General features: G+C 70.1%; 21 protein-coding genes. 8 read left to right on the top strand and 13 right to left on the bottom strand.

The features are described from left to right. Positions 1-118 precede the first annotated feature (118 nt). Positions 119-2059 carry an acyltransferase family protein gene (locus ABCU91_RS00375; RefSeq protein ID WP_413354334.1) on the bottom strand — a complete coding sequence of 647 codons (1941 nt, stop codon included), beginning with the start codon at positions 2057-2059 and terminating at the stop codon, positions 119-121. Between the two features lie 198 nt (positions 2060-2257). On the opposite strand from ABCU91_RS00375, the gene ABCU91_RS00370 reads away from it, so the two are divergent. The 3 genes from ABCU91_RS00370 to truA are packed head-to-tail and all read left to right on the top strand — an operon-like array spanning position 2258 to position 4913. After that, positions 2258-3100, top strand: coding sequence for a universal stress protein (locus tag ABCU91_RS00370; RefSeq protein WP_413354333.1), 843 nt, complete (start codon positions 2258-2260; stop codon positions 3098-3100). Positions 3101-3142: 42 nt separating this feature from the next. Then, positions 3143-4048: a PfkB family carbohydrate kinase gene (locus tag ABCU91_RS00365; RefSeq protein ID WP_413354332.1), complete on the top strand. Its 906-nt coding sequence runs from the start codon at positions 3143-3145 to the stop codon at positions 4046-4048. Positions 4049-4070: 22 nt separating this feature from the next. Further along, the gene (gene truA / locus ABCU91_RS00360; RefSeq protein ID WP_413354331.1) at positions 4071-4913 is read left to right on the top strand and encodes a tRNA pseudouridine(38-40) synthase TruA; all 843 of its coding nucleotides are present in this window, start codon (positions 4071-4073) and stop codon (positions 4911-4913) included. 88 nt (positions 4914-5001) lie between these two features. Here truA and ABCU91_RS00355 read toward each other — a convergent pair whose 3' ends face one another. Next, positions 5002-5562 (bottom strand): hypothetical protein, encoded by a 561-nt coding sequence (locus tag ABCU91_RS00355; RefSeq protein ID WP_413354330.1) that lies wholly within the window; start codon positions 5560-5562, stop codon positions 5002-5004. A 230-nt stretch (positions 5563-5792) separates the two neighbouring features. Between ABCU91_RS00355 and ABCU91_RS00350 the strand changes: the two genes are divergently transcribed. The 3 genes from ABCU91_RS00350 (at position 5793) to ABCU91_RS00340 (ending at position 9138) form a co-directional block, all read left to right on the top strand. Continuing rightward, complete coding sequence (locus tag ABCU91_RS00350; protein ID WP_240741301.1) at positions 5793-6416, top strand: hypothetical protein; 624 nt, start codon at positions 5793-5795, stop codon at positions 6414-6416. 185 nt (positions 6417-6601) lie between these two features. Then, positions 6602-7435, top strand: a complete 834-nt coding sequence (locus tag ABCU91_RS00345; RefSeq protein ID WP_413354329.1) for a fructose 1,6-bisphosphatase — start codon at positions 6602-6604, stop codon at positions 7433-7435. Between the two features lie 20 nt (positions 7436-7455). Beyond that, positions 7456-9138: a glycosyltransferase family 2 protein gene (locus ABCU91_RS00340; protein WP_413354328.1), complete on the top strand. Its 1683-nt coding sequence runs from the start codon at positions 7456-7458 to the stop codon at positions 9136-9138. Between the two features lie 455 nt (positions 9139-9593). Here ABCU91_RS00340 and ABCU91_RS00335 read toward each other — a convergent pair whose 3' ends face one another. Both ABCU91_RS00335 and ABCU91_RS00330 read right to left on the bottom strand, forming a co-directional pair. Further along, positions 9594-10688, bottom strand: a complete 1095-nt coding sequence (locus ABCU91_RS00335; RefSeq protein ID WP_413354327.1) for a response regulator — start codon at positions 10686-10688, stop codon at positions 9594-9596. A gap of 53 nt (positions 10689-10741) precedes the next feature. Further along, the gene (locus ABCU91_RS00330; RefSeq protein WP_413354326.1) at positions 10742-11749 is read right to left on the bottom strand and encodes a glycoside hydrolase family 6 protein; all 1008 of its coding nucleotides are present in this window, start codon (positions 11747-11749) and stop codon (positions 10742-10744) included. Between the two features lie 31 nt (positions 11750-11780). On the opposite strand from ABCU91_RS00330, the gene ABCU91_RS00325 reads away from it, so the two are divergent. After that, positions 11781-12476, top strand: coding sequence for an endonuclease/exonuclease/phosphatase family protein (locus ABCU91_RS00325; RefSeq protein WP_413354325.1), 696 nt, complete (start codon positions 11781-11783; stop codon positions 12474-12476). Positions 12477-12491: 15 nt separating this feature from the next. Here the strand turns inward: ABCU91_RS00325 and ABCU91_RS00320 are convergent, their stop codons facing one another. The 6 genes from ABCU91_RS00320 to ABCU91_RS00295 all read right to left on the bottom strand — a co-directional run bounded on the left by ABCU91_RS00320 (position 12492) and on the right by ABCU91_RS00295 (position 21033). Then, complete coding sequence (locus tag ABCU91_RS00320) at positions 12492-13049, bottom strand: cell wall protein (RefSeq protein WP_413354324.1); 558 nt, start codon at positions 13047-13049, stop codon at positions 12492-12494. An 88-nt stretch (positions 13050-13137) separates the two neighbouring features. Next, positions 13138-14934, bottom strand: coding sequence for a DUF4012 domain-containing protein (locus ABCU91_RS00315; protein WP_413354323.1), 1797 nt, complete (start codon positions 14932-14934; stop codon positions 13138-13140). 37 nt (positions 14935-14971) lie between these two features. Then, complete coding sequence (locus ABCU91_RS00310; protein ID WP_406924645.1) at positions 14972-16102, bottom strand: hypothetical protein; 1131 nt, start codon at positions 16100-16102, stop codon at positions 14972-14974. Continuing rightward, positions 16102-17751 carry a sensor histidine kinase gene (locus ABCU91_RS00305; RefSeq protein ID WP_406924646.1) on the bottom strand — a complete coding sequence of 550 codons (1650 nt, stop codon included), beginning with the start codon at positions 17749-17751 and terminating at the stop codon, positions 16102-16104. Before ABCU91_RS00305 ends, ABCU91_RS00310 begins: the two co-directional genes overlap by 1 nt. 44 nt (positions 17752-17795) lie before the next feature. After that, a complete protein-coding gene (locus ABCU91_RS00300; RefSeq protein WP_406924647.1) occupies positions 17796-19307 on the bottom strand; it encodes a sugar transferase in 1512 nt (503 codons plus the stop codon). Between the two features lie 82 nt (positions 19308-19389). After that, positions 19390-21033 carry an ATP-binding protein gene (locus tag ABCU91_RS00295; protein WP_406924648.1) on the bottom strand — a complete coding sequence of 548 codons (1644 nt, stop codon included), beginning with the start codon at positions 21031-21033 and terminating at the stop codon, positions 19390-19392. Between the two features lie 90 nt (positions 21034-21123). On the opposite strand from ABCU91_RS00295, the gene ABCU91_RS00290 reads away from it, so the two are divergent. Beyond that, positions 21124-21492 (top strand): response regulator transcription factor, encoded by a 369-nt coding sequence (locus ABCU91_RS00290; protein WP_406924649.1) that lies wholly within the window; start codon positions 21124-21126, stop codon positions 21490-21492. A gap of 1 nt (position 21493) precedes the next feature. On the opposite strand, the gene ABCU91_RS00285 is transcribed toward ABCU91_RS00290, so the two are convergent. From ABCU91_RS00285 to ABCU91_RS00275, 3 genes are read right to left on the bottom strand one after another with little or no spacing between them, the layout of a single operon-like run. Next, positions 21494-23194, bottom strand: a complete 1701-nt coding sequence (locus ABCU91_RS00285; RefSeq protein ID WP_406924695.1) for a hypothetical protein — start codon at positions 23192-23194, stop codon at positions 21494-21496. Beyond that, the gene (locus ABCU91_RS00280; RefSeq protein ID WP_406924650.1) at positions 23194-24084 is read right to left on the bottom strand and encodes a hypothetical protein; all 891 of its coding nucleotides are present in this window, start codon (positions 24082-24084) and stop codon (positions 23194-23196) included. The genes ABCU91_RS00285 and ABCU91_RS00280 overlap by 1 nt, the downstream gene beginning before the upstream one ends. A 3-nt stretch (positions 24085-24087) precedes the next feature. Further along, on the bottom strand, positions 24088-25587 hold the full coding sequence (locus tag ABCU91_RS00275) for a polysaccharide biosynthesis tyrosine autokinase (protein ID WP_413354322.1): 1500 nt from the start codon (positions 25585-25587) through the stop codon (positions 24088-24090). Positions 25588-25625: the final 38 nt, after the last annotated feature.

The following is a 25625-nucleotide window of genomic DNA, read 5'->3' as shown; positions in this document are numbered from 1 at the left end:
CCGGGGGCGTGCGACGCGCGTGTCCGGATCATGTCCTCTCGCCGACATCACACGTCCCGCACGCGCGCAACGTGTGCTCTCGGCGAGAGGACATGATGTCGACACTCACGAAGACGGGTCAGCGGGCGCGGTGGAAGGTGTCGCCGACGGCCCACTGGGCGAGCTCGACGCGATACTCGAGCTGGGCGCGGCTGTTCTCGACCTCGTCGATCGCGTCGCCGACGGCATCCGCGTAACGCTTGCCTCCGGCGGAGCCGGGGTGGATGCCGTCGCCCGCCAGCAGGTCTTCGTGACCTGAAATCGCCTTCGACCAGTCGGCGAGCGTCACCCCGGGCGCACGGTCGGCGAAGGTGCGCAGCTCGTCGTTCACGCCGGGGATCCAGTCGCGCGGCGCGTGAGCGGTGACGAGCACGAGCGTCCGGGTCGGCCCGACGTCCTTCTTGAGTCGAGCGAGGTCCGCGGGATCGATCGGCCCGTTGGTTCCGAGGCCGACGACGACGTAGTCGCGCAACTGTCCTCGTGCGGCCAGCCCGTCGACGATGTCGACGCCGGCGCTCATCGAGCGCGACACCTTCGCGTCGATCTGGGCACCCGGCATCCGATCGATCAGGCCGCCTGCGGACGCGAGCATGACGGAGTCGCCGACGGCGGTCACGCGGGCGCCGGCGACGCGTGCCGGGGCCGGGGGAGCGGGACGTCCGTCCGGAGCCGTGCAGAGGCCGCCGTCGTCGGTGAGGTTCGCGCTCGGGCACTCGGGGAGCAGCAGGGCGTCGTCGCTGCGCAGCGCGGCGCCAGGGAGGGTCGCGTGATCGGAGCGGTGGGATCCTGCGCTGAGCGCCGCGGCGCCGTTCTCGACGACGGCTTCGCTCGAGGCGACGCTCGGCGAGTCGGCGACGGCGGCGGTCGTCCCTGCGACGACGAGCGCACCGGCGGCGACGGCGGCCGTCGCGGCGAGGCGGCGGACGGGGCCGCCGCGGAACGCCCGGCCGATGGCGCGGACCGACGCGCGGAAGCCGAGTCGCCGCACGGGCTGCTCGACGAAGCGGTACGACACCTCGGCGGCCAGCAGCGTCAAGACGAGCGTGGCCGCGGCGACCTCGAGCGGCACCGCGACGTCGGGGGAGGTCCGTGTCGTCGCGACCGTGAGCAGGACGACGAGCGGCCAGTGCCAGAGGTAGATGCCGAACGAGCGTTCACCGACCCAGCGCAGCGGCGCGACGTCGAGGACGCGTCCGAGCCACGACCCGGGGCGGACGGCCGCGGCGATGGCGGCGACGGTGAGGACGGATGCCGCGAGCAGCAGCACCGGGAAGGTCTCGGCACCGCGCCCCGGTGTGACGAAGGCGAGCGCGACGATCGCCGCGACCGCGAGCCCGCCGAGCGCGGCGGGCACCCCGCGCTCGCGCGCAGCGGGACGGACGAAGGCGAGCGCGACGCCCAGGAGCAGCCCGAAGGCGTGCGTGTCGGTCCCGTAGTAGACGCGCGTCGGGTCCGCACCGACGAGCAGGACGGCGGTGAGAGCGGATGCCGCGGCCAGCGCGACGGCGACGATCACGCGCCCGCGGCGCAGCCGCAGGACGAGCGGGAGCAGGAGCGGCCAGAGCAGGTAGAACTGCTCCTCGACGGCGAGGGACCAGAGGTTCCGGAGCAGCTCCGGCGCGGAGGAGTCGAGCCCCCCGAAGTACGACGACCCGGCCGCGACCGCGACCCAGTTGTAGGCGAAGGTCGCAGCTCCGGCGAGCTGTGATCCGAGGCCCACGAGGACATCGCCGCCGATCGTCCATGCGAGCGACGCGCTGACGAGGACCACCACCCCGATCGCGGGCAGCAGGCGCCGCGCGCGGCGTCGCCAGAACTCGAGCAGTCGGATGCGCCCGTGCTCCTCGTGCTCGCGCATCAGGAGGGTGGTGATCAGGAACCCCGAGATCACGAAGAAGACGTCGACCCCGAGGAAGCCCGCCGGCAGCGCCGGGAACAGGTGGTACACGACGACGAGCAGGACCGCGACGGCGCGGATTCCGTCGAGTCCTGGCAGGCGCGAGGGAGCGGTTCGGGGCATGTCGGAGTTCAGTCGTCGAGGGGGGATCGAGGGCTGGTGGGCGAAAGTCGGCATCCAGTCTACGAAGCCATCCTGAGCGCCGTCCGTCTCTTCCGACGCGCTCACAGGCGGGATAGGTTGGCATCACCGAGACACGGACGAGCGCCGCAGACGTCACCGCGATCGGGTCGGCGCGTCGTCCCAGGAAGGGCGGGCATCATGGCGGGCACCATCATCGTCGGAGTCACCGGAGCGCGCGTGTCGCGGCGGGCAGTCGACTGGGCGATCGCCCGTGCGACGACGCGGCGGCAGGCGATCGAGCTGATCTCGGTCGTGGGCGGCGCGATCGGCGCGATCGGCGAGGCGGAGGTCCTCGGGGCGGCGCAGACCGCGACCCAGCAGCTGCTCGACGGCGAAGCGAAGCGGGTGTCGGATGCCGGTGTCCCCGTGTCGACGCGGGTCGAGTCGGGCAACCCCGTGACGAAGCTCGTCGAGGCGTCCAAGGACGCCGCGATCCTCGTGCTCGGCAGCGACTACCGGGGTCCGGGCACCGGTCCTGCGCGCGGGGTCCACGGCATCCGGATCGCCGCGGGGGCGACGTGCCCGGTCGTCGTGATCCCCGACCGCGACCTGGGCGAGGGGATGGGCGTGGTCGTCGGCATCGACGGGTCGGAGGTGTCGGAGCACGCGATCGAGTTCGCGGCATCCGAAGCTGACCGTCTCGGCGAGCCGCTCATCGCTGTGAGCGTCTGGACCCCCGTGCACACGCCCCGGAACGCGATGGAGGTCTACCCCGACCTGTACCTCGCGAACATGCAGTCGACGACGGAAGAGGTCCTGGCGCTCTCCCTCGCCGGGCTGTCGGCCCGCTACCCCGATCTGCGCATCGTCCGGCGGGTCGAGCGCGGTCACCCCTCGCACGTGCTGGCCGGGATCGCCGGCGACGCTCGTATGGTCGTCGTCGGTACGCATGGTCGCGGCGCGCTTGCGCGGTTCCTGCTCGGGTCGATCAGTCAGGAGCTCCTGTCGCACCTCCCGACGGTCACCGCCGTCGTCCGCTGACACGGACGTGCGCGGCATCGTGCGTCGTGCGAAAGTGAGGGCATGACCCACACGGACACCGTCCTCGTCGTCGGCGAAGCGCTGATCGACATCGTCGAGCGGGATGGCGCGGGCGCGGAGCACGTCGGCGGGAGCCCGGCGAACGTCGCTGTCGGCATCGCCCGGCAGGGGTTGTCGGCCTCGCTCCTCACCCGACTCGGTCGGGACGATCGCGGCCGCCGCATCGCGGACCAGGTGACGGCGTCCGGTGCTGAGATCCATGCGTCGTCGTGGACGGATGCCGCGACCTCCACCGCACGCGCCCGGCTGCGCGCCGACGGCTCGGCCGAATACGACTTCGACATCGTGTGGGAACTCGACGCTGCGGCGGCCGAGGCTGCGGCAGGGGCGGCATCCGTCGTCCACTCCGGTTCGATCGCGCTGTTCCTGCAGCCAGGGGGAGAGGTTGCGCTCGCGACCCTCGAACGCGCCCGCGAGGCGGGCCGGGTGGTCACGGTCGACCCCAACGTGCGTCCGGCCCTCGTCGGCGATGACCCGCGACCGGTCGCCGAGCGCGCCTTCGCTGCGGCGACGCTCGTAAAGCTGAGCGATGAGGATGCCGAGGCGCTCTACCCCGGTGTGCCCGCCGCGCAGGTGCTGGAGACCATCGCGGCGCTCGGCCCGCGGATCGTCGTCATGACGCGCGGCGGCGAGGGCGCGCTGGCGCTCGGGGCGTCGGGACACGTCGAGGTCGCACCGTTGCGCGTCGACGTGGCCGACACGATCGGTGCAGGCGACGCGTTCATGGCGAGCCTCATCACGAGCCTCATCGACGACGCAGAGCTCCTGACCGGCGACGCCGATGCCCTGCAGCGGGCGCTCCGCCGCGCGGTCGTGACGGCGGGCATCACCGTCTCGCGTCCCGGCGCGAACCCGCCCACGCGGGCTGAGGTCGACGCGGCGCTCTGACGGCCGCGGATAGGCTGGCATCGTGCGCCTGCGGATCGACCTCGCCTACGACGGCACCGACTTCCGAGGCTGGGCGCGGCAGCCGGGCCTCCGGACCGTGCAGGGCACGCTCGAAGCAGCGATCGCCCGCATCCTCGGCGGGGATCCGCGGCTGGTCGTCGCAGGACGGACGGATGCCGGTGTGCACGCATCCGCGCAGGTCGCCCACCTCGACCTCACCGAGGGCCAGGAGCGTCGCCTCCTGTCGGGCCGACGCCCCGAGCCGGCGGCGCTCGCCGCTCGCCTGAACGGAGTGCTCGGGCCTTACCCGGACGTGTTCGTGCACCGCGTCGACGTCGCCCCCGAGGGGTTCGATGCGCGGTTCTCGGCGGTCTGGCGTCGCTACGCCTACCGGATCGCGGACCGCGTGACGGGCTACGCTCCGGTGGAGCGCGGGCGGACGACCTGGGTCCCGGCATCCCTCGACGTCGCAGCGATGGATGCCGCGGCCCGCAGCCTTCGCGGACTCCACGACTTCGCCGCCTACTGCAAGCCGCGCGAAGAGGCCACGACGATCCGGACCCTGCTCGAGTACGGCTGGCACCGCGACGATTCCGGCGCGCTGATCGCGTCGGTGAAGGCGGATGCGTTCTGCCACAGCATGGTGCGCGCGCTCGTGGGCGCGTGCGTCGCGGCGGGGGAGGGGCGGATCGAGGTGAGCCGCGTCGCCGAGATCCGCGACGAGCTCACCCGGACGAACGAGATCAAAGTGCTCGCGGCGCGCGGCCTGACGCTGACCGAGGTCGGCTACCCGGCGGACGATCAGCTCGCGACGCGCGCCGAGCAGACGCGCGCCCGGCGCGAGCTCGACCCGTCGACCGACTGAGCGCGGACAGCGCACAGCGCACCCCACACGAAGAAACTCCCCCAGGCCGTGGCCCGGGGGAGTTTCTTTGCGATGGTTCGCGAGTGCCTTATGCCCGACGTGCGCGGCGCACCGAGGTCGCAACCGCGATGCTCGCACCGGCGAGGACGAGGACGCCGCCGCCGACCCAGAGGCCGAGGAGTGCGTCGCCGTCGAAACCGGCGTTCGGAAGTGCAGTGCCGGGGTCGGATCCGTCGTCACCGGGGCCCGCTGCGGCGACCGCGATGGTCGTGGATGCCGACGTGCCGCTGTCCTGGCCGACAGCAGCGAGGGTGTAGGTGCCGCGGGCGTTGGAGGGAAGGGTGACCGTGACGGCCGCCTCGCCCTCAGCGTTGGCATCCTTGGTGATGGTCTGCGAGTCCTGAGCGGAGAACGCGACGAGAGCCAGGGTGGCGCCCGAGGCGTTGAAGCCGGTCAGGGTGAACTCGACGGTCTCGCCGGGGGCGAAGTCGTCGAACGTCACAGTGCCGGCCTCGCCGGGAGCGAGGGCGCTCGGCGAGTCGACGACGACGGGGTCGGGGGTATAGGCGCTCGCGACGGCCGGCGCCGCGAAGACCGCCGCGATGGCGACAGCGAGAGCCGCCGTTGCCTTGCTGATCTTGTGCTTCATGGTGACTGCTTTCGGTCGTCGTGAGTTCGAGGCGTGGACGGCAACAAAAAATCCAACCGACCGCCCCTCGTTGGTTGGACATAGCCAGTATTCAGGTTTTGCTCAGTAAGGGCAACTAATTGGGGTTTCGATCAGGTAAACAACGACTCACTCCGACACATCCCCGGCGATCGGCACCCGGCATCCGCCCTTGTAGACTGGCGGCACCGCGGGGAGGGGTCATGATGCGGATGAGAACCGTGCGTCTGGCCGCAGCCGCCGTCGTGCTGAGCAGTGCCGTCGCCCTGTCGGGGTGCGGGCCCGCGCCGTGGGCGAGCGAGAGCCCGTCGGCCTCGGCTCCCGCCGTGTCGTCGTCTCCGCCGCCCGTCGTCGCACCGCCGGTCGAGAACGACCTGTCGAGCGGGTCGACGCAGCGCGACCTGACCGCCGGTGCGGTGAGCGTCGCGGTCAACTACTGGTCCGAGCTGCGGATGGATCGCTGGACGCCCACGGCGGTCAAGCCGGTCAGCTTGTCACTCGTGACGACCGTGACCCCCAACGACGGGCAGAAGGTCTACCTGCAGAAGGCGACGATGCTGGCGATCCCCGCCAACGCTGACGAGACGTTCCCCGCGCTCGACCCGCAGGTCGACCAGGCGAGCGTCAAGAACGGCTACCTGGTGCTCAAGCCGTACAGCTACTCGCAGACCTTCAACGTCGGCCAGGTGCCCGAGAACGCGACCTACGTGACGCTCCAGTTCACGTACGACTTCCTCGTGCAGACCAAGCCCCGAGCCGACGAGTACGCCAAACAGACCGCGACCGACACGGTGACCGTGGCGATCGCGCAGCAGCCGGCATCCGGCTCGGACTAGCGGTCCTGCGGGCCCGGTTCCGCAACCTCAAGAACCTCAAGATCCGGTAAAGGCCGTCGCGAGGGTTCCCGAAGTCGCGGTTTCTGGGCGGCGCGCGCCCCTACCGTGAAGACGTGGCACTGGCGGCGGCGACCCGAACCCCGCCGCCGGTGCCCTCCACCCTTCAGACCGAACGAGGTTCGCGCATGTCCATCCGTCCCCACGCCCGCCGCCGGCTCGCCGTCATCGCCCTGGCAGCCGCGGCCGCACTCTCGCTGTCGGGATGCTCGCAGATCGTCGAGGCGTTCAACGGGATCTCCGGCACACAGGACGACGCTCAGGCGGTGCCCGCGCCGAACGCGACGCCCGCCGCGGGCACGGCCGAGATGCCGTTCGACTCGCAGTTCACCTACGACGGCTCCGTGCAGATGACCTACGAGGTCGCCGATGGTCTGCAGATCATCCTCGACATGTGGGCGGTCGACTCGAAGCGCACGCGCGAGTGGTACGCCGACAACCCGAAGACCTTCGGATTCGCGGTCAACGTCAAGGACACGCGCGTCGACGAGAAGGCCGTCCTCAAGCAGAAGCGACGCGTCTACCTGTCGAACGTGACGATCAGCTCGCAGACCGCGCAGACCTCCAACCAGGTCAGCACGCCGTTCCAGTTCAGTGCCGACCCGCGCACGCTCGTGCCGACCGACACGATCCGCTCGAACCGGGGGCTGCTGATCAACAGCTTCCAGGGCGGTCTGCTCGTCCCCGAGACGACGATCAACCAGCTGCCGCAGGACACCTACGGCATCACGTTGCAGTTCGCTCTCGACATCTGGGTCGAGGGGACGGCGAACGACGACAAGTCCTTCGCGCAGCAGACGGTCTACCCCGTTGTCCCGATTGCGATCTATCCTCGGGTTACAGAGACCGACGGGTCCACGGGGGGAACAACCGGCGGCACGTCGGGAGGAGACTCCCAGGGCACCACGGGAACTGACGGTTGGACGTCGACCGGCGGTACCGGCGGTCCCACCACACCGTGAATCCAGTTCGAGGAACCGACGTGACAAGTCCGTACATCCCCGGCCCGCAGGGTTGGCAGCCCGCACAGCCTCAGGCTGGGGCGTGGCAGGATCCGAACGCAGCGCAGTGGCAGCAGGGGTGGCCCGTCGCTCAGCAGTCCGCTCAGCAGCCCGCGCAGCCGCAGCCCGTTCAGCCGCAGTGGCAGCAGCCCGCCGGTGCCTGGGTCGAGCCCGCCGGCACGTGGCAGGATGCCGCGCCGCAAGGCTCGTGGCAGGGTGCGCCCGCGCAGGGCGGCTTCGGCGCCGGTCCCGGCGAGATCGTCCCCGTCGACGAGTTCGCCGACGACTTCGCGTCGGTGCTTGAGAACTCCTCGGTGCACCGCTCGACGATCGGCTGCATCGTCCCGGCCTACAACGAGGCCGAGTCGATCGCCGACGTCATCCAGTCCCTGCTCGCGCAGAGCCGCGTTCCCGACGTGATCCACATCGTGGTCAACAACACGTCCGACGACACGGTGAAGATCGCGTCGGAGTTCTCGGGCCCGCACGAGGTCGAGACCGAGCTCGGTCTGCAGTTCACCGAGGTGTTCGTCCACGACATCGGCAAGAACCCCGACAAGAAGGTCGGCGCACTGAACTACGGGTACGCGCTCGTCGAGGGCTACGACTACCTGCTGGGCGTCGACGGTGACACGACCGCCGACCGTCGCGCGGTCGAGTACCTCGAGAACGAGGCCGTCGCCGACTCGCGCATCGGCGGCATCTCGGCGATCTACACGATCGACGATCGGCCCATCAAGGGCTTCATCGCCAAGTGGCTGATCGCCGGTCAGCGCACCCAGTTCGCCGCGTTCAACATGCAGAACCTGCTGCGCGGCCGCAACATGGCCGTTCTCGGCGGGCAGTTCTCGATCTTCTCGACCACCGCCCTGCGCGACATCATGAAGGAGAACCACCAGAACTCCCCGTGGGTCAAGGACTCCGAGGTCGAGGACTCGCTGCTGTCGCTGCAGATCAAGTCGGCCGGCTACCTCACGAAGATCAGCCCGTTCGCGCGGGCGGACGTCGGCGGCATGACCACGCTGAAGGGCTATGACGCCCAGCAGGTCAAGTGGACCTACGGCGCCATCGAGCTCATGTGGCCCGGTCAGCGCGGTGACACGAAGGGGCAGCCCTTCCACCCGAACCTGCGTCTGCGCTGGTTCGAGCAGTTCTCGATGCTCACGAACTTCTTCGTCCGGGTGGCCTTCATCACGCTGCTCATCGCATCGCTGTCGATCAACGCGTTCGTCTTCTCGCCGTGGTGGCTGATCCCGCCGCTGGTGGCCGCGGGCCTGAACTTCCGCATGGCGCGCGCGATGGAGAAGTCCAACGGACGCGACATCGCCTTCGCCGTGCTGCTGTTCCCGGCCGAGATCTTCATGTGGATCCGGATCAGTCACTTCATCCGATCGTGGACCCGATTCCTCTCGAAGAAGAAGGTCGACAACTGGGCCCTGCAGGCGAGAGCCGAGAAGGGTGGCGTCAGCTTCGGCCACTGGACGCCCTTCATCATCCTCGCCATCGTCGCGATTGCGATCGCCGTCATCTGGAACCTGCTCGACCCCGTGACCCAGTCCGCGATCCTGTGGGTTGGCTGGCCGATCGTCGGTGTCGTCACGGTGCTGCAGACCCTCACGATGGCGATCAAGCTCTTCCAGCGTCACCAGGGCTACAAGGTCTGATCCGCGCCGGGGGCGGGGCGTCTGCGGATGCAATAGTTTCGCCGCGACACGCCGCGTTCTGAGGTGTGGATGCCGGGTGTCGCCCGGCATCCATTGCATCCGTGGACAGGGCGGGGTTGTTTGAGTTCCGGCCCGCCGCGCCGGTCTCGTGGGGGGCTGCCCGTGCGTCGAGTCACCACTCGGGTGCCGAGTCACCAGCCGAATGCGGGCCGATGGGTGGTGATTCGGCCCTGGGGTGGTGATTCGCGGAGGGATGCGGACCGTGCGCGGGCGGGTGTGTCCGGGCTTGGGTGCGCGGGCGGGTGTACGCCGATGCAATCGTTTCGACGCGACACGCCGCGTTCGGCGGTGTGGATGCCGGGTGTCGCGCGGCATCTATTGCATCCGCGAACGCGCACACGGCGCACACCGCCCGCGCGCCGCACAACGCCCGCCCCGCAACCCGGGCGCAAGCCTCAGGCGCTGGCGACGGCTTCGGAGGTGAGCCGGTAGCCCACGCCGCGGACGGTCTCGATGTACCGCGGGTTGTTGGGGTTGTCGCCGAGCTTGCGGCGCAGGTTGGTCATGTGCGCCTCGATGGCGCGCTTGTCGGCCTCGCCGACGAAGTAGCTGGTGACGTACGACTCTCCGCGCAGCACGAGCGTGAGGTCGGCCTTGCTGCGCACGCGTCGCTTGGATTCCATCAGCGTCGACAGCAGGTCGAACTCGGTGCGCGTGAGGGTCAGCTCGCGCCCGGCGACGAGGACGACACGATGCTCGGCGTGCACGGCCAGGTCGCGGTGGACGGTCCATCCCGGCCCGCCGACGGGCGGGGTGGCGGATGCCGGGGCCACAGCGTTCCCCGGGTGCGCACCCTGCGGCGGCACCCCCTGCGGCGGCACCCCCTGCGGCACGAGACCCTGACCGGGAGAGCCCTGACCGGGCCCACCCTGACCGGGCGCCGCCTGACCGGGGCCGCCGAACTGCGGACCGCCGTACTGTCCCGGCGGCACGATGACCGCTCCGCCCTGCTGCTGCGGGTCGGGGTACACGGGCGTCATGACGCGCTCGTCGAACACGGGGCTGGTCGGTGCGGGGTCGTACTGCGGCTGCGCGGCGGGGCGAGCGCCGGGGAAGGAGGGGCCTGCGGCATCCTGTCGGGGAGCGGCTGCGACGGTCGTGCCGGTCGCCCGCGGACGCCGCAGGAGCGACTCGACGCGGGCGCGGAGCTCGCGCGGGCGGAAGGGCTTGACGACGTACTCGTCGGCACCGGCGCCGAGGCCGAGGACGACATCCGCCTCCTCCTCGAGACCGGTGATCATGATGATGTAGGTGTCGCTCTGCGCGCGGATGCGGCGGGCCGCTTCGAAGCCGTCGATGCCGGGCATGTTCACGTCGAGCGTCGTGATGAGCGGCTGGTACGAGAGGACGGCGCGCACGCCGTCGATGCCGTTGCCGACGGAGACCGTCGAGAATCCTGCCGCTTCGAGCACCTCGACGATGAGGTGGCGGATGTCCGGATCGTCCTCGACGATGACCGCTGTCTTATGCATCGACATCGAATCACTCATCGCCGATTGCCCCCCGATCCAGTATGAAAGTCGGTCCTCATGCTACACACGCCTCAGCGCACGCCCTGCGTCAGTTCGACGCCGGCCTGCGGCCAGTACACGCCCGCTGCGGGCCCGCCGCTGCACGTGCCGTCGCTCTCTCCGGGCGGTTTGATCCAGAGGTTCGTGTCGACGACATCGTCGTGGAACGTGCCGCCGGGCTCGCCGACCGTCTGGCCGGGAGGGTTGCACCACTCGCCGCCCGACGACGCGGTCCCGTTGCGCGACGTGTCGACGATCGCGTGGGCGCCGCCGAGCAGCTGTGACAGTGCGGCGGCGTAGGCGAACTCGTCGGCGGATGCCTGATAGTTCGAGACGTTCGTCGCGAACCCGCGGACGCGGTCGATGACGCCGGTCTGCCGAATGAAGTCCGCCATCTTCTCGGCGGGCAGCCAGTTGCTGTGCCCGCCGTCGATGTAGATCCAGGTGTTCGCGGTCGTCAGTCCGTCGACCGCCGTGCTCAACTGGCGGGCGCGCTCGCCGATGTTGCCGCACTCCTCCGACAGCGCGATGCTGTCGGGCTCGAGGATGACGATCTTCTGCACCTCGGGGGCGGTGTCGAGCGCCTTGCCGATCTCGCCGACCCAGACCGGGTAGTCCTGCTCCGACAATCCGCCCGCGGAGTGGTTGCCGCAATCGCGCCCGGGCAGGCCGTAGACGACGAAGGCGGCGGACCGCCCCTGATCACGCGCCTGCGAGATGAGGTCGAGCACCGTGCCGCCGGCCGTGCCGATGGGGTCCTGCTCGGGGGTGAGCCAGTACGCGGTGGGTTGGGCGGCGAGGTAGGCGGCGGCATCCTTCTCATCACCGGACAGGTCGCGGGATGCCGCGGCCACCTTCGCCTGGTTCGGTGCGATGATCGTCGTCCCGACATGCGGGGGCTGCGCGGTGAGCGCGTGGAACCCGCGGGTCACGGCGCTGCCGATGACGCCGACGAGCACGAGGACGAGGGCGAGCGCCACGATGATCGCCACGGGGACGAGTACGCGGACCGAGGGCATCCGCAGCTTCCTGGGAGCCACTCTTGAACTCTAGCCATAGGCTTGATGCTCGATGATCACCGTCGTCTCGTACAACCTGCGCAAGCACGCCGCAGCGGGCGAACTCACCGAGCTGGTGGGCCGCTACGACGTCGACGTGCTGTGCCTGCAAGAGGTCGACACGACCGACATGCCCGAGCGCATCGGCGGCCTCGTGCTGGCCGACGCAACGCGCTCGAACCGGCTGGGTCTCGCCATCTACTACCGCGAGAACGGCTTCCGCGCTGGCGCGAGCAAGACCTTCTCGCTCAAGAAGTCGCTGCACGACATCGTGTTGAAGCCGGCGGATGAACGGATGCTGGGGCTCAGCCTCCGCGACATCGACTCGGGCATGGACTTCATCGTCTCGTCGTTCCACGCTGCTCCGCTGACGGCCCTGAACTCGCTCCGGCGACACCAGATCCGCGCCGCGCTGCGCGAGCTGTCGACGCTCGGCAAGGGGGCGCCGATCCTCATGGTCGGCGACTTCAACTACCCCGTCTTCAAAGAGAACCTCAGCCAGGTGATCCGCGAGAGCGGCTACGAGCTGAGCCTCAGCGACGCGCGCACGTACACGCGGTACAAGTTCTTCAAGGGGTACTACGACTTCGCCACGTCGAGCGGGTTCGAGATCGTCCAGGTCAAGACGCTCCCGAAGGGTGCGAGCGACCACCTTCCGATCCTGGTGACGGCGAAGCCGATCCAGCGGAAGACGTCGAGCGTCGCCTGAGCCCGGCGGGCTGCGTCAGTCGTCGGTGCGGTCGCGGCGGCGGCGCACCGCCGAGGCGATCACGATGACGGCACCGGCGGCGAGGAGCGCGCCGGCTCCGATCCACAGGCCCATGAGCTGGTTGCCGTCGAACCCGGCCCGCACGAGCGGGTCGCTGCTCTGCGAGGCGTCGATGACGGCGCTGGAGGTGCCGCCGGTCGAGGTCGCCGAGATGGCGGCGATGTTGTAGACGCCGCGGGCGTCCGGCGGGAGGACGATGCGGATCGCGGGCAGTGCGCCCGATGCGTCGGACTCGAAGACGGCGCTCGCCGTCGAGATCGCCGTGCGGATCATGGCGAAGCGCGCGCCGGCGCCGTTCTCACCCGTGACGGTGACCGTGACGGTCTCGTTGGGCGCGAAGGTGCGCGAGTCGCACGAGAAGCTGATGGTGTCGCCCGGGCCGGCACCCGCGGCATCCGACGAACAGGCGTCGACCGGCGGGTAGATCGTGGATGCGCTCGCGACCGCGGGCGCGCCGAACGTGAGGGCGGTGAGAAGAAGAATCGTGACGAGGGCGCGGGGGGAGCGGCGCATGGGTGCTGCTTTCAGGCGAGGTACTTACCTGAGTGTAATCGAGGGCTTCCGATCTGGGGTTTCTCGCAGATGACGATTGGGCGACGTGTCACTCGAGCGAGAGGCCGGTGCCCGCGGGCGCGCAGGACGCCCGCACGACCGGTGACAGCGAGGCATCCGCGGTGGGGGTGACCCAGGCTTCGGCGTCACGGATGTCGGTGTCGGCGGTGAGGTCGACGGACACGGTGGCGGTCTCGCCGGGCTTCAGGTCGGCCGAGTACGACAGCACCTGGCGTCCGTCGACGATGGCGCCGCCAAAGGCGCGGTCGCCCGGGGGCGTGGCCGCGCTGATCGTGAACCCCTTCGGAAGATAGATCTCGCCGACCGTGCGGGCGGTTCCGGCCGGTACCCCGTACACGCCGCCCCCGGTGATGTACTCGGGCAGCGAGGCGGCGTCGGCGGGTGCGTTGTTCGTGAGGCTGACCTCTAGCGACAGCGTGCGGGGCGTGGCCCGGGGACCGCACCCCGACCAGCCGAGCTGGACGGCGGGCGTCATGTAGTAGTCCATCTTCGAGCCCGTGCCGTCGTTGAAGTACACGCCGAATCGCGCGGTGTCGGCGTCGCTCGCGGGCGGGGCGCCGGCCAGGGTCGTGTCGGCGAGGATCTTCTCGTCGTCCTCGTCCGCACTCCAGACGTAGAGACGGTGCTCCGCACCGGCGCGGCCGAGTGCGCTGACGAGCGCGCCCGGGTCGACCTGTCCGCTCGTCATCGCGGTGAAGACCGCCCCCGCCGCCGAGGCGAAGAACGCATCCTGCTGCCGTGGGTTCTCGTAGCGCAGGTAGACGTCGTTGAGCAGGAGCTGGACGGCGTTCTCGCTCGTCAGCTCGTCGCCGGTGGGGAGACGGACCGGCCCGGTGGCCTGCAGCAGGTACGACAGGGCGACCGGGTCGATCGACATGACGCTGCTGACGTCGCGTCCCTCACGTTTCGCGAGCTCCTGCGCCAACCGGGCGGTCAGCGAGAAGTCCGGAACCTGCGTGACGTTCTGGATGTAGCGGCCCGGCTTCGCGCCGTAGAGCGAGGCGTACTCACCGAGGTCGAGCACTGCGTCGTCGTACCGGTCGAAGTCCGTCGACGACAGCTGGCCGTCGAGCTCGATCGCTCCCTCGTCGGTGCGGAGGAACGTCGACGCGCCGACGATGCCTCCCAGCGTCCGCCATTCGGCGTTGTTCTGCACGAGCAGCATGTGGTCTCGGGCGCCGTCGGCGCCGAGCATCGACGGGAGCAGCCGGCTCGCACGCGACAAGGCGTCGGTTCCCGATGCGACCTCCGTCAGCAACCCGTCCAGCGAACCGATGGCGTCGGCGAGGGGCGCCACGAGGGGCGCACGGTCGATCGCCTCGACGTCGTCCCGAGCGGATGCCGCGGCTCGGGCCCCCTCCTCGGCGGGGCCGGTGAGCGCCGTGAAGACCGAGGTGTCGATGCGCCCGTCGACGGGCACGAACGCCTCGACGCCGAAGCCGTCGGCGACCGCGGCGATGGGCTTCGCCGTGCCGGTGACGACGTCGTCGACCGCGGCGGCGGCATCCGCGACAGCCGCCAGTTGCGGACCGACCCACGGCATGCCCTCGGCGCCTCGCCAGAGCGCGTCGGAGGTCAGCTCGCGGGCGGCCGAGGTGTCTCGACCCACGCGGTCGAGCGCCGCGGTCGCCGCGGAGAGGTCGCCGATGTTCCCAGCGATCGCGGGGGCCTGGCGCTGCGCCGAGGCGAGGTGGTCGTAGGCGAGGTAGCCCCGCACGCCGATCCACCCGACGACGAAGAGCACGAAGAGCAGGGCGAGCCCGAGCGCCCACACGACGACGCGGCCGACGGTGCGGGCGGCGGGAGGCAGGAATGTCTCGGGCATCGGCACGATCCTACGGTGGTGCCGCGTCGACGACGTGTCAGGGAGCGAAGACCGCTCGCTCCCACCGGTCGCCGCCCGAGATCTGAGCGTGCTCGGCAGCCTCGCCTGCGGCCGCCGTGAGGCGATCCAGGTCGTAGTCGGCCAAGGGGGCAGCAGCGACGCCGATGCTCGCCGACAGGCGGATCGGGACGGCGGGCTGATCGGTCAGCGTGCCGACGCGGTCGAGCAGTCGCGACAGAAGTCCGCGCACGGCGGTGTCGGGCCGGGGCAGCAGGACGAGGACCTGCGTCGGCGACACGGCGTGGATGTCGGCCTCGGGCGGCATGACGGTGCGGATGTCATCGGCGAAGCGGGCCGTGATGCGCTGGAAGGCTCGTCCGCTCGAGGCGTCGAGCAGCTCGCCGGCGTCGTCGAGGCGCACGTCGATCAGCGACCACCAGCGGTCACCGATCGCCTGGGCCCGCGCCAGGCGATCGCGGGCCACGCCGAAGAACTCGACGGACTGCTGCTGCTCGTTCGTCTGCGCCCCGCGCCGTGCGAGGTACAGCAGTGTCACGAGGGCGCAGATGAGATACAGCAGCGCCACGACCTCGTTGAGGTCGTACAGATCCTGCAGGTCCACCTCGGTCTCGCCGATCGTGCCGTCTGCCAGGCGAATGAGCCCATCGATGGCGACGAGGACGGCCAGGCCGACGAACCCGCATGCGACGACGATGAGCGGCAGCGACATCTCGCGTTCGGCTTTGCGCAGGCGCAACAACTCCCACGCGGCGAGACCGGCGGTGGCGGCGGCGAGGACGAACGACACCCGGAATACGGTGCCGTACGCGAGGGTCTCGGCGGTCAGGCCGAGGACCACGGTGGCCGCGCTGAACACGACGATGGTCGGGATCAGCATGATCGGTTCTCGCCCGCGACGCGCTCGGAGGCCGATCCAGACGAAGGCGACGGCGCACAGGATCGGGCCGTGGGCGGCTCCGCGCAGGTGATGCGAACCGATCTGATCGGCCGCGACGAGCAGATAGCAGCTCAGCATCGCGAGGGCGAAGCCGGAGGACCAGATGGATGCCGCGCGTCCGGGATGCGGCAGGAAGCCGAGCCCGATCATGATGATCGTGCAGGTTGTCGCGACCGCGACGAGCACGATCGTCACGTCGATGTGCTCCATCAGTACGCCCCCTCGCTGCGGCCTGCGGCGGGCAGACGAACCGTGACGGTCGTCCCGCGTCCGAGAGCGCTCTCCACCGTGATGCTACCCCCGTGGCTCTCGACGATGTCGCGCGCGATCCCCATGCCGAGGCCGGTGCCGGGCACGCCGCCCTCCTGTGCGGTCTGCGCACGGAAGTAGGGGGTGAAGACGCGCTCGACGTCGTCGGCGGACATGCCGATCCCCTCGTCGGCGATGGTCACGGCGACCCAGCCGTCGTCGTCGACCGCCGCGGCGACGCGAAGGGTCCCGCGGTCGCTGTACTTGATCGCGTTGCTCAGGATGTTGTCGACCACCTGTCGCAGGCGGAACTCATCGCCCTCGACGACGAGCGGTCCGGCGACCACGGCGTCGATCGCCAACTCCGACGCGGCTGCCGCGGGTGTGAACGCGTCGATGGCCGAGGTGACGAGGGCGGCGGCGTCGAAGCTCGCGCGGTGGTCGTCGGCATCCGTCGCCGGAGCGAGGATCCCCTGGATGAGGGTGAGCATGCGCTCGCTCGCGGATTCGATGACGTCGACGTGGTCTCGCTGCGCCGGCGTGAGGGGCGCGCCTTCGAGGAGCAGGTCGGCGTGGCCCAGGATCGCGGTCAGGGGGTTCCGCAGCTCGTGGGCTACCACGCGGGACACGTGCGGGCGTTCGTGCTGCGCCTCTGCGACGGCGGTCAGGTCTTCGAGTTCGACAACGAAGGTGTCCTCGCCGATCGAGTTCGCACCGGCCGGGCGGATCGAGAGCCCGAGGGCGCGCCACGTTCCGCGGCGGTCGAAGAGCCACAGACGCTCGTTCTCGGCTGTCTCGCCGCGGCCTGCGCGTGCGAGAGCGGTCTCGGCCGGTGCGAGGGCGCGGCCGCGGAAGCCGGAGTACTCGACCGCGCCTCCGACGGGGAAGCGGAGGTCCTGCGCGTCGAGCGAGTAGAGCTCGCGGTAGGCGGCGTTCGCCGAGACGATCTCACCGCCGCGCGCCACCCGGGCGAGGGCGACGCCGATCGAGTCGAAGACCGTGTTGACCCGTTGCTCCGCCGACTGGACGCGTTCGACGGTGGCCGCGAGTCGTCGCGCCTGGTTGCGAGCGAGGTAGCGGAATGCGCGCATCCGCTGCGCGCCCACCGAGATCGTGATGGCGAGGAAGGCGAGCGCCAGCAGGATGATCAGCAGCTCGACGATCACGTCGGGCGAGAAGTCCCAATGCTCGGGGTCGGCGAGGTTCATGAGCGCGACGGCGGCCAGCGACGCCACGATCTCGGGGGTGCCGTAGTAGGTCGCGATCCAGGCGATGGGGAAGACCCACAAGAAGCCGAGGCTCGGCTGACTGAGAGTCAGGAACCCGATCGCGACGATGTCGACGAGGGGCAGGACGAAGGCCGCGTGCTTGGGGATCCGCGCCCAGGGCAAGACGAGGGTCGCGATCGACGCGATGACGATGACGAGGATGCCGAAGAGGAAGCCTGGGGTGGCGAGCAGGTCGACGTCGAGCACACCGACGGCGACGGTGATCGCCACGACGCTGAAGGTGAAGATCAGCTGCCATTGCCACACCGACCGGACGCGCGTGCCGATCAGCTGGCTATCCGCCCAGCGGCTCTCCACTGCGTGGCGTTCAGTTGTCGGCATCAGGTTCACTCCGTCGCCAGTGTGGCACGGATCGATGCGGGTCGTCAGAACGCGGTCTCTCCCGGCGCGAGAGCGGCGCGAACGGTCTTCACGAGGATGACGAAGTCACCCACGAGCGTCCAGTTCTCGACGTACGACAGGTCGAGGCGCACCGACTCCTCCCACGACAGCGACGACCGGCCGCTGACCTGCCAGAGCCCCGTGATACCGGGCTTGACGAGGAACCGTCGGTGAACGTGGTCCGCGTAAAGCTCCACCTCGCGGGGGAGCGGAGGGCGTGGACCGACGAGGGACATCGACCCGCCGATGACGTTGAACAGTTGGGGCAGCTCGTCGAGGCTGAGTCGGCGCATGATGCGGCCGATGGGCGTCACTCGCGGGTCCTTTTTCATCTTGAAGAGGACGGAGTTGCCGGCGTCGCGGTCTTGTTCCATCAGCGCGGCGAGGCGGTCTTCGGCGTCGGTCACCATGGAGCGGAACTTCAGCATCGTGAACTCGCGCCCGCCGTGGCCGATCCGCTTCTGTCGGAACAGAACCGGGCCCGGGCTCGAGAGCCGGATCGAGATGGCGAGGAAAGCGAGAATCGGGCTGATCAGAGCGACGCCGAGGGATGCCGCGGCCACGTCCATGACGCGTTTGGTGACGCGCTGGCCGCCGCTGAAGCGCGGTGTTTCGACGTGGAGGAGGGGGAGGCCCGCGACGGGACGGCTGCTGATGCGGGGGCCGGCGATGTCGGCGATGCCGGGGGCGAGCACGAGGTGCTGGCGTCCGGCTTCGAGGCCCCAGGAGATCTGTTTCACCTTGTCGGCGGGTAGTTCGTCGGTGCTGGTGACGACCACGGTGTCGGCAGCAGACTCCTCGAGCGCAGCAGACAGCGCCGAGAGGGAGCCCATGATCGGGATGTCGGTGCCCTCGATCGCGTCGGCGGTCGCGCCGCCGGGCACGCAGGCGCCGACGACGTGGTAGCCGGCGCTGGGGGTGCGCAGGAGCTCGTGAGCGATGTCGACCACGGAGCGACGGGACCCGACCAGCAGGACGCGAGCCGAGTAGGCGCCCGACCGTCGCTGGGCGATGAGCCATTGGCGCCACAGCCACCGTTCGAACAGCAGGACGAGGATGCCGAGAGGGAGGCTGAGCAGGAGGAAGCCGCGCGCCACCTCGATCTGGGTGAGGAAGGCGACGATCGCGATGATGCCGAACAGGGTCACGCTGGATCGCGTGAGACGCGCATACTCCGCGCTCCCCGCGCCGATGACGCGGTGATCGCGGGTGTCGGCGAGGCTGAGGGTCAGCATCCACACGAGGATGAGGGCGGCCGAGAACCCCCAGTACGAGACCTCGCCGGCGACGCGCCCCGTCTGTATCGCGAGATCCGCGGCGCCGAGACCGAACCAGGCGATCTGCGTGCCGTAGACGACCCAGATGAGGACGAGCAGATCGCTGAGCCACAGACGGCGGGCGTAGGTACGGCGCCAGTTCCGTACCGGTTCGGTGCGGCGGACGCGTACGACGGTGGCGCCGCTCTCTTCCGAATCCGTCGTCATGGTGTCTGCCATGCTTCCGCCACTCCCCCCGGAACACCCACTACCTGAGCGAACGCTAGCAGTGCGGTGTGACGGAGATGTGACGACGATGACCTCATGCGTCGCCGTCGGTAAGAGCGGGAAGGCGGAGCACGGCTGATACACCGCGCCCCGCCTCGGAGGTCACGGTGACGTCGCCGCCGTTGCGGCGCGCGAGATCGCGCGCGCTGCCGAGGCCGAGACCGACCCCCGACGATCCGCGGCCCTCGGCTTCGGGGCCGCGGTAGAACCGATCGAAGGCGTGGCGCAGAGTGGTCGGCGACATTCCGGGGCCGTCGTCGGTCACCGAGATGAGCACGTCGTCGTCGACACGGGCGGCCTCGAGCGTGACGGTGCCGTTCTCGGCGAACGTGACGGCGTTCGACACGAGGTTCGAGAGGGCACGCTCGGCGTCGCCGTCGCTCGCCCGCACGACGAGACCGCACGGCTTCGCGACGATCGAGGCGCGTCGGGTCGAGGCCTCCGCGACAAACGTCGTCTGCACGCGCGAGATGAGGGAGTCGACGGCGATCGCGTCGTGGCTCTGGGACTCTCGGGCATCGATCATCGTGTCGATGAGGCCTCGCAGCCGCTCCGCACCGCGACGCGCGGCGCCGAGCCAGGAGCGCTGCTCATCGTCGAGCCGGGTGTCGAGCAGCAGATCGGTGTAACCGAGCATGTTCGTGAGCGGCGTCCGCAGCTCGTGGCTCGTCGCGACCGCGAAGTCCTCGCGCTGGCGCTGCAGCTCGAGCTGTTCGGCGAGGGCGGCGACGCGAGCGCGTTCGGCTCGGGCGATGTCCTCTGCCGCGGTGAGGGCGATCGCGGCGTTGACGCGTCCTTCGTACCGCGCCGCAGAGACGAGCAGGCTGAACACGCCCACGGTGCTCATGAAGACGACAAGGGTCACGGGTGAGGTGCGCGACGCCGCCAGATCGAAGCCGAAGGAGCCGCCGGCGGTGAGGGTCAGGAGCAGAGCGGCGACGCAGATGAGCAGGGACTGGACGATCGCGAATCGGATCGGGAAGCGAAGGCACGCTGCCGCGAGGATCGCGAACACCAGAAAGCTCACCTCCGTGGCGCCGCCCGGGCCGAAGGTGAGGAACAGGGTGGCCGCAGCGATCGCGGTGTGTACGGCGACTTCGATCGGATTCGCCCGGTGCCGCTCCCGGGCCGGGAGGACGGCGAGGGCCCCGATCAGCATCACCGCCGAACTGTGCGACGCGAAGGCGACGATCGCCACCGAGGCGAAAGAGGCGCCGGCGAGCAGCGCCCCCGTGCCGGCGATCGTGAGCCCCAGTACGAGCGCACCCAGCAGGGCCGCACTGACGAAGCGGACGGCGTTGCCGAGTGTGTCGAGGCGGAACGAATTCCGCCCGCGACCGAGGGCTGCGAGGAAGACGACGATCTCGAGGGTGTTGCACAGCCCGTAGAGCAGCCCGAGATACCAGGGGCGGCCGACGAGGATGTTCGTCGTGATGGTGGCGAGGGGGATGGTCAGCAGCAACCATGTGCGGTCTTGCCGCGGCACCCGCAGGGCGAAGCAGGCGGCGGCGCCCGCGGCGGGCCACCACCAGGCGATGGGCAGACCCGGCGACTGGAGTGTGAGACCGGCCAGACTCGCCACGACGATGCAGGCGAGGGCGGTGAACCAGTAGCCCCAGCGACGCCCGCGCGACCATCCCGTGGAAGGCGCCTTCCCTGCGGCGGTGGCGGTCGTCACGCGTACACCGTACATCGCGGTCATCGCGCGTGTAGTCTCGTGCCATCGCCGATGTCTCGATCGGCTAGTGAAATCCCGAGGTGGGCCGCAATGGCATCTGTCCTGGTCGTCGAAGACGACATCGACGTGGCCTCGCTGCTCAGTCACGTGCTCGAAGGTGTCGGGCACGAGGTCGAGGTCGCGCACGACGGAGGTGCCGGGCTCGAACGGGCGTTCCAGCGGCATCCCGACATGGTCATCCTCGACTGGATGATGCCGATCAAGACGGGGATCGAAGTGTGTTCCACTCTGCGCGCCGATCCCGACTTCTCGTCGACGCGCATCCTCATGCTCACCGCTCGCTCGTCGCCGCAGGACGTCGCTCAGGCGCACGCCGCGGGAATCGACGACTACGTCGTGAAGCCGTTCACGCCGCGTCAATTGCGCGAGCGCGTCGCGGCTCTGCTCGAGACCGCCTGACTCAGCTCGGGGCGCTCGTCGCCGACGGCAGCGGGAACAGTCCCTCGAGGACGACGCGGTCGCCCACCTGACGCAGGACCGTGCGCGCGCCGCGCGTTCCGATGCCGGCGACACGTTCGCCCGTCGACGAGGTCGCCGCGGCGAGGATGCCGGGACTCGAGACGCGAGCGGCGATCGCCTCGCCGTTGCGGTCGATCTTGATGTCGGCCCACCGGGCACCGGAGTGCTTGACGGCGTTCACGAGCCCTTCATTGATGAGACCGTGGACGGCGTCGACGACGGCCGGGGCCGACAGCCCGTCGCGCGCGCCGTCGTCGACGCGGAGCGTCACGTCCATCACGACCGACCAGGCGCGCACGAGGTCGTCGATGTCCTCGCCGTCATCCGTCGTCGGGGCGTCACCGGCACGGACCTCGTCGAGGATGTCGTCGGTCTGCGTGCGGAACGCCTGGAGGGTGTCGGGGTCGGGGTCGTTCTCGTCGACGTGCGCCGCGAGGATGACGCACCGCCCCTGCAACCGGCCGTGCAGCACGTCGATCGCTCGCTGCAAGGGGGCCGCGGTCGTGTCGACCTCGGCCGCGAGCCGGCGGGCCGACGCGAGCAGCACCGTCGTAGCGCGTCGTTCCTCGATGCGGGCGCGCCGGTAGGCGTCGACGGACAGGCTGATGACGGCAGCGACGAGCGGGACGCCCACGAGGGGGACCAGACCGAGCGAGCCGACGGTCGGGATGAGGGCGAAGGTGAGCGCCATGACCGCGGCGCCGGCCGCCAGCCACACAGCCAGGAACACGATGCCGCGCAGTCGGGGTCGCAGACGGCGGGCGGCGCGGAGCAGCCCGACGGCGACGAGATCGATCGCGACGCACGCCACGATCGCGGTCGCCGCGACCGACGGGCCGCCGTGAGCCAGACCGAAGGGCAGCGTCGCGGCGACGTAGGTCAGTCCGACGGCGAGAGGAGGCGTCGCACCGAGCCTGCCCATGACCGGAAGGCGCCGGCGCTCGCCGAGATCGTCGTCGAGGGTGCCCGGCGCGGGGGCGGTGGGGAGGGAGTCGAGCTCGTGCGACGCCGCTCGGACGCGGTTGGAGTAGTCGCGCACCCGCTCGTAGGTCACGGTCGAGGCGAGCATGTCGTCGCGCGACGCACGCAGGTCGTCGACGAGACGGTGGCGTTCGGCCGTGGCCGCGTCGCGCAGGCGGCGGACCTCGGCGATGCCCGCGCGCATCTGCACGCCCGCGAGCTGCAGGCGTTCCGTCGTGGCGCGAAGGCGGCGGTGGTAGGTGATGGCGACGGCGCAGACGGTGAACAGTGCGACGCAGGTGACGAGGTTCGTGGTGATGCGCGTCGTCCAATTGCCGCCGGTGGAGGTCGCGAACACGAGGGTGCTGATCGCATCGTTGACGAACGGGCGGATGCCGGAGATCGCCACGATCGCGCCGGCGACCACGAACGCGCGAGCAACACGGTTCGTGAGGCGCCGTTCGGCCCAGGCGGCGGCGAGGCCGATGGCGATGAGCAGGGGGGACCCGAGGGCGGCGACCGTCACGCCGCGGAGGTAGCCGCCGAAGGACGGCGATCCGACGCTCGGGACGCTGAGCAGCACGCCGACGGCGAGGGCGAGGATCAACGACCAGCGGGTGAAGTACTCACCGCTGACGAACGTGGCCCCCAGGGCCCCCCCGACGCGGCCTGCGCTGCGCATCACCTCGGCGTGCTGACGAGGTCGTCCCCCGCCCACACTCGGATCGCGTCGGCGGTGACGGCGAGAGCGACGGGGCCGTCGGCATCCACGTCGATGCATTCGAGAGGGGCAGCGTCGGGCGCGAGGGATGCCACTTGCAGCCCGTCGCAGTCCGAGCGCGCGAGGGCGCCAATGATCTGCCCGTCGAGAACATCGAGGGCGGTGACCCCGTCGCCGATCTCGGTCGTCTCGCCGTCGGTGATCTCGTACGCGGTGCCGTCGCAGATGAACGCGGCCGTCTCGCCCGAGGCGCGAAGGCCCCAGGGCTGCTCGCACGGTGCGTCGAGCCGGGTGCCGTCGATGACGACAGCCGACCCGTCGAGGTAGGTGGACTGCGGGAGGAGGTCGTCGTAGGGCGACCAGAACCGCCCCTTCGTGAAGGTGCGCAGGGCCTGCGTCTCGCAGTCCGTTCCGACGTCGGCGACGATGTCGGCTTCGGTCTCGGCGAAGGGGGTGAGATCGCGCAGCTGCGCGATGTCGCGATAGGTGGGGGTGACGTCGGACCAGGTGTCACCGTCGTCGTCGGAGCGCTCGATGACCGGTGCAGTGTCGCCGCATTGTCCGGCTGTTGCTCGCCACATGGCACCCGCGCCGACGGCGAGGAAGCGCTCGGCGGCATCGGGCGCGGTCGGTTCTTCGACGGTCGCGGTCGGCGAGGGCTTCGGTGACGGGGTGGGTGCGGGCGACGAGCCGATCGACGGCGCGGGCTGTGCGACCGTGTCGGTGCCGGCCCCGCGGCCGCGGTCCAGCGCGAGGACGACGAGCGCGCCGACGGCAACGGTGAGCGCGACCACGAGGACCGCGATCACCGCCGAGGGCATTCCGCGGCGGACGGCTGAGCGGGGTGCCATGCGTCAGCGAGAGCCGACGTCGCCTGCGCTTCGCGCGTCGCGTCGCGAGTCGAAGCCGGTGTCGCCGATCAACGATGCTGTGTCGGGAACGACCGCGACCGGCGTCTTGCGCTTGCGCCCGCGGGCGGCTTTGGGCTCTTCCTGGATGTAGCCGTAGCCATACCCGTAGCCATAGGCGTTGTAGTACGAGTCCGGTCCGCGGGTGGGCACCATCGACATGACGAACCCGGCCACCTTCGCGCCCACCGTGTGAAGTGCCTCGACGGCTCCTTCGAGCTGGTGCCGGGTGACTCGACCGGCCGAGGCGACCAGGATCGCGCCGCTCGTGCCGCGGGCGAGGATGGCGGCGTCGGTGACGGGCAGCAGCGGGGGAGCGTCGCACAGCACGACGTCGAAGTCGCGCTCGAGCACCTCGAGGAGCGTCGCCATCTGCTTCGACCCGAGCAGCTCGCTCGGGTTGGGCGGGATCTTGCCGGCGGGCAACACGAAAAGGCTGCGCCCACCCCATGGGAGCATGACGTCGCCGACGCGCACGCGGCCGATGAGGACGTCTGTCAGACCGACGCCGCCTTCGATGCCGAGGTATTCGGCGACCTTCGGCTTGCGCAGGTCGGTGTCGAGCAGCGCGACCTTCTTGCCGGCGTCGGCGAGGGCGATCGCGAGGTTGATCGTCGTGGTCGACTTGCCCTCACTGGGAACCGAACTCGTCACGACGAAGCTCGAGCGACCACCCATGTCGAGGAACTGCAGGTTGGTGCGGAGCGCTCGGAACGACTCGGCCCGCGGGCTGAGCGGATCGGCGTGGACGATGAGCGGACGCTCTTTCGCCTTCGCGTCGTACGCGATCGCACCGAGCGACGGAGCGGACGTGATGCCCTCCGCGTCACGCGGGGTGCGGACCTTGTTGTCGAGGACAGTCCGGAGGACTGCGATACCGATCCCGAAGGCCAGGCCCACGAGAGCTCCGAGGGCGAGGTTCACGGGAACATTGGGGCTGGCCGGCGAAAGCGCGGGCTGCGCGTCGCTCACGCGCGTCAGCAGGACGGGGCTGCCGCCCTCCTCGATCTTCGGCTCGATCTCGGGAACGACGGTCGACAGGCTCCCGGCGATCGCGTTAGCGATGCTCGCCGCCGCCACCGGGTCTGGGTCGGATACAGAGATGGAGATGATGGTCGTGTTCAGTGCGGACGACGCCCGTACTTTGCCTGCCAGAGAGTCAGCAGTGACGCCGAGATCCAGGTCCGCGATGACTGGATTCAACACGATCGGGGTGGTGACGAGCCCTACATACGTGTTGATTCGGGTCTGAGCGAAGTTCGCCCCCTGGGCGACTTCTGCGGTTGAGCCACCGGCCTGCGTCGAGACGGCGACACTGCTCGACGACTCGTAGACGGGCGTGCGAGTCAGCGAATACGCCGCTGCCGCGCCGAGCCCTACCAGCGTCAACACGACGATGATGAGCCAGTTCTTGCGGAGGACGCGGATGTAGTCGCTGAGCTCCATGGTGCCTCTCGTGCTGACGCCCGCGGGCGTAGGGTCAA

Origin of the sequence: Microbacterium phoenicis, from assembly GCF_047302325.1 — a bacterium.
GTDB lineage: Bacteria > Actinomycetota > Actinomycetes > Actinomycetales > Microbacteriaceae > Microbacterium.
The sequence above is the reverse complement of the archived record's forward strand: the minus strand, read 5'-3'. Positions and strand labels throughout refer to the sequence as shown.